The sequence below is a fragment of the Streptomyces sp. NPDC111507 genome, from assembly GCF_055638955.1.
On the sequence record NZ_JBVKBU010000026.1, the window covers coordinates 22,151 to 26,713 of the forward strand.

Sequence of the window (4,563 nt, forward strand, 5' to 3'; positions counted from 1 at the left end):
TGGGTGCCGCCCTGGGTATTGCCGGAGCCGCCGCCCTGGGTGCCGCCCTGGGTATTGCCGGAGCCGCCGCCCTGGGTGCCGCCCTGGGTATTGCCGGAGCCGCCGCCCTGGGTGCCGCCCTGGGTATTGCCGCGGCCGCCTTGGGTGCCGCCCTGGGTGTTCCCGTTGCCGCCGCCCTGGGTGCCGCCCTGGGTATTGCCGCCCCGCGATCCTTGATTGTTGCCGGTATTGCAGTGCTTGCACGGCTTTTCCGGCAGCAGGGGCTGAGCCTGCGATGTACCTTTACTGGCAAGTGCCTGGACGTGGGAAACTGCGCCGGTCACTGCCGGCGCCGCTGAGGCAGGGGCCCCGATGGCGGCTATTCCTCCAGCCATTGCCGCCGACGCTATTGCTGTCGCCATCTTCTGCTTCCGAGTGTGCCGCACGCGCGTGCTCCTCTCTTCCGTATTAAGCACTATTCGCTTCGGCGTCTGGTCATGCGATGCGCAGAGCGTGGTCCGATCCGATCGTGGTGTTGTCGGCCACTCAGAAGACACGTCCGGCCAATTGAAGGCCTAGCGCATTAATCGCGAATTTCCTTCATCCCACACCTGAAGGTGCTGGCTCCGCCGGGTGTTTCAGCTCCGCTGCCGGGCTGAGTACCAATGCAGCCCTGGGGGCCAGTGTGCGGGAAAAGAAGCGCCGCGCGTTGTAAATCTCGGGCGCCTGGGTACCTGCACAACGGCGAAGTTACAATCCCGATACTGGTCTCACGCGTCGGCTGAGTCAACTCGAATCGTCGGCTATAAGAGGCCTGACCACACCGCTTGTCACTAGAAAGACCCACACTTTAGATCAGAACGACCTCACTGCCTCCGTTGAGCCCGTTACTGTCAATTTACTTCGATGGCAAACGGTCACCGCAATCCGAATACAGGCTTTGGCGGCCCTGTAGCTGGAATTAGCTACACGTATGTCCCGGCCCGGCTCCAGACCGGCGACTTGGCGCCGACTGGGAGTCGATCGAGAACAGGGGTCGGCACGACAATCGCCTTACGTCACCCAGGCTTCCAAGCAGGGGACCGTGTCCGTCCACACTGGGCCCCTCATCACCACACTCCAAGGGGGGAGCCATGGGGTTATCAACAACGCCAAGGCGGGCAAGGCCACCGACGAGGCACGCAAGGCCTACGCCGAGGGACGCAGCGTCCTCGCGTGCAAGTTCATCGAGGCGAACAAGACCAGCGCAACCACCGGCCCATGACCGGCATCGGCGAACAGATCGAAGCCGTCGAGGCCGAGGGCTGGGCCCTCGCCGACATGGCAGCCGTAGAGAGCAAGACCTTCGGCGGCGAACGCCACCCTCGTCTGCCTGTTCCGCCGCAGGGTCGAAGGACCATGTGCACCTGCCGGTCCACTACCCGCCCAGGGGAACCGACGAAATGCCTCTTGCGGGGTGACGAAATACGCGGGGTGGGGTCACCGGGCCCGATGGCTGGTGCCACCTCGGTTGATCCCTCGCAGCGAACCTTGGGCGTTCTCGCTGAAGTCTGGGCGTCGCGTATCTCTCGCATCGAAGGTTGAGTACCTGTTCTGATGGCAAAGGAATCAGTCGCTTAAGTACTCCAGCTGTAGATCGCATCTTCGTAGTGCGCGGTCGCCCGGGCCGTCTCTCGTCCCGGATTGGTCCGACTGGTCGGATCTGCCGGTGGGTCGCGCCGGGACGTTCCGGGCGGCGGCAGAGCCGAGGTTATGAATGCGGCACCTGACCACCCGTGAACATCAACCTCAGGAGCCACACGATGCGCCCCATCAGGGCAGCCTGTCTCGGCACGGCCACTGCGCTGGTCACCCTTCTCGCCTGTGCCCCTGTCGCGGACGCCGCCGCGACGGACACCGATTTCGCCCACGCCAAGGGCGGAGACCGAGTCATCACACTCATCGGCCATCTCGTGCAGCAGACGCGCTTCCCCATCAACCCCGGCGGTCCCCCCGCTCAGGGCGATCGGACCGTCTTCCGCTCGGACCTCTACGACGAGCACGACAACCAGGTCGTCGGCGAAACCGACGGCACCTGCACCACCACCCGGGCCGCCGACATCAACAACCAAGCGGAGGTGTGCGTCGTGAACTACAACCTCCCGGGCGGCCAACTCACCGTGCAGGGGATGGTCTTCGGCAATCTCACAGCGAGCCCTCCCCCTTCGTTCGACAACGCGATCACCGGCGGCACCGGGGTATTCGACCGGGCTCGTGGCATGGTCCACGCCGACACGATCGGTGTGGGCAAGAGGCGCTTCACGATCGACCTCGACAGCTGACTGACCCTGCCCCCGCCCGGTGAGAAGGCTGGCCCGTCCACGGCACAGCCCACCGGCTCGATTGGTCCCCATGGGCGACGCCGCCACCAGGCCCGATCCCAGGCCAGTCATTACCGCCGGCAAGCCGCCCACCGCGCCCCGGGATGTCGGCGCCTCCGGGGCGCGCCGAAGAGCAAAGCCGTGCACGGTCGCTTGGCGTAGAGGGGCTGCTCGAAATCGGCCGCTTCCCAATCTGGGAACCGGCCTACACCACCCGGACCGACGACGGCGGCGTGCCGAGGTACGCCGGGAAACCCCACGCTCCTTCACGGGACTCTCACTCCGCAGAGACCGCGTTTCAGCAGGTCTGCGAATTCCGTCGGCTGGCCGCCCAAGGTTGCTCTGTCCCGGCTGGTCGGCTCGCTCAAAGGCGTCTCCGCGCGCCGCTTGCGCCAGGAATTCCCCGACCACATCCGCCGCTACCTGTGGGGCGACCATTTCTGGTCCCCGTCCTACTGCGCCGCCTCCGCAGGCGGCGCACCCCTTACCGTCGTCAAGGAGTACATCGAGAACCAGAAACGTCCCGGGTGAGCCATCAGCGGCTCCGCCGCCACGACACTGCGGCGCTCCGCGCCGCCCCACCAAGGATGCGATTCCTCCCGGGCGCAAACGCCCAGAGTTCCTCGCAAGAATCAAGTTGAACTCGACACCTCGCGGAAGCTTTCTCCGCGAGGTATCGAGTTCTGGGGACTCTTCAACGATCAGCCCTGGGTGCCGCCCTGGGTGTTGCCGTTGCCGCCTCCCTGGGTGCCGCCCTGGGTGTTGCCGTTGCCGCCTCCCTGGGTGCCGCCCTGGGTGTTGCCGTTGCCGCCTCCCTGGGTGCCGCCCTGGGTGTTGCCGTTGCCGCCTCCCTGGGTGCCGCCCTGGGTGTTCCCGTTCCCGTTGCCCTGGGTGCCACCCTGGGTGTTGCCCATGCCGCCCCCCTGGGTGCCGCCCTGGGTGTTGCCGCGGCCGTTGCCCTGGGTACCGCCCTGGGTGTTGCCGTTGCCGTTGCCCTGCGTGCCACCCTGGGTGTTGCCGTTGCCTCCCTGGGTGCCGCCCTGGGTGTTGCCGCGGCCGTTGCCCTGCGTGCCGCCCTGGGTGTTGTGCTGGTGGTTATTGCTGTGCATGCTGACCGAATGCGCAGCGTGCATGGGCGCGGCCTCGGCGCTGGCCACACCGACGGTTCCTGCGGCCAGTGCGGCGATGCAGGAAATCCCTGCGATGCGGGCCATGTGACGTCGAGCGTTAAACATGAGGAAACCTCGTATGTTCTAGGTGGACGAACCTTCGTAGATTCATTTCAACTCGTCTGGCCTCTGCTGCACGTCCCCTGATTGGAGGAGCAACAGGTTGATGTGTCTGTCGGCCGAGGAGAGGGGCTTGGCTGATGCTGCAGGCAGTAGGTCTTGATGGGCCCCGTTGCCGTCTTCGTTGCCCCGTAATGGAGCGGTCATCGACAGACCGCTGATGGGGACTTGGGCACGGTTCTACTCAGCGGATCGGTAGGGGTTGGATGCGGATGAGGTCCTACCGGGACGGCTCCGCGGGCCGCGGCCGGTGGAGACATTCGCGCAGGTCGCTTCGGAGCGCGTGCCCACGACGCCAGGTAGCCCTGCAATGAACTGGAAGACGAGATGTCCGATCCGGCGTCGGTGCGGCTTTCAACGGCGCCCGGGCGTGATCGTGGACGTCGACGCTGTCGAGGAGGGAAGGCCTTCACGTCCGGAACACGTGGGCATGCCGCAACCTGAGTCTGTTCGCCGGCGTCGGGGCACCATCGGGATGATCTCCGTGTGACTGGTGCGATCCCGGTGCCCCAGCCGACTTGAGACAGCTCCGCTGAGTGGGTTGAACCCGGCTTGCTTCTGCAGGCGGATTACAGCGGCAGCTGCGCTGCGAAGGCGTGGATGACTGCAGCGGGACAGCCATGGAGCCTGCCTCTGACAGATCGGAGACTGGCTGCCGGTGGCAGCTTGCACCGTCGGTCGTGCTGATGGGTGACGATGAGCATCGGCACCCACTCCTCCAGCACATGTGAAACCAACGAGGCCCCCCGGGGCTGTGGTGCGGAGACGTCGGACATCTCGCTCAACAGCCCGGGGGCCTCGCCGTCACGACAGTGGCCTCACTCGATCAGTGACCGACTTCAGAAGACTCTTTGTGAACGCCATGGGTGACGCAGAAGGAGAGGGGAGCCTGCGCCCTGCTGTCGCGTTCTGGACGCCCTGTGTGCCGCCTTGGG

4 protein-coding genes and 1 pseudogene are annotated in these 4,563 nt (G+C 65.7%); 3 read left to right on the plus strand and 2 right to left on the minus strand.

Translation table 11 applies throughout. The features are described 5' to 3' along the window. On the minus strand, positions 1-323 hold a 323-nt coding region (locus ACZ7M2_RS48705; RefSeq protein ID WP_471600764.1), incomplete at its 3' end, for a hypothetical protein. Positions 324-1,063: 740 nt separating this feature from the next. On the opposite strand from ACZ7M2_RS48705, the gene ACZ7M2_RS48710 reads away from it, so the two are divergent. The 3 genes and pseudogenes from ACZ7M2_RS48710 to tnpA all read left to right on the plus strand — a co-directional run. Beyond that, positions 1,064-1,243 (plus strand): hypothetical protein, encoded by a 180-nt coding sequence (locus ACZ7M2_RS48710; RefSeq protein WP_471600765.1) that lies wholly within the window; start codon positions 1,064-1,066, stop codon positions 1,241-1,243. A gap of 538 nt (positions 1,244-1,781) precedes the next feature. Next, complete coding sequence (locus tag ACZ7M2_RS48715) at positions 1,782-2,300, plus strand: allene oxide cyclase barrel-like domain-containing protein (protein ID WP_471600766.1); 519 nt, start codon at positions 1,782-1,784, stop codon at positions 2,298-2,300. A 357-nt stretch (positions 2,301-2,657) separates the two neighbouring features. Continuing rightward, a pseudogene (gene tnpA / locus ACZ7M2_RS48720) lies at positions 2,658-2,870 on the plus strand (IS200/IS605 family transposase); the annotation flags it as partial. 170 nt (positions 2,871-3,040) lie between these two features. Here the strand turns inward: tnpA and ACZ7M2_RS48725 are convergent. Then, entirely contained in the window at positions 3,041-3,553 is a 513-nt protein-coding gene (locus tag ACZ7M2_RS48725) for a hypothetical protein (protein WP_471600767.1), read from the minus strand. Positions 3,554-4,563: the final 1,010 nt, after the last annotated feature.

Bases quoted from the DNA above. Each gene is read 5' to 3' on its own strand.
- ACZ7M2_RS48715 (WP_471600766.1), top strand. From the start codon at position 1,782: ATGCGCCCCATCAGGGCAGCCTGTCTCGGCACGGCCACTGCGCTGGTC.
- ACZ7M2_RS48725 (WP_471600767.1), bottom strand. From the start codon at position 3,553: ATGGCCCGCATCGCAGGGATTTCCTGCATCGCCGCACTGGCCGCAGGA.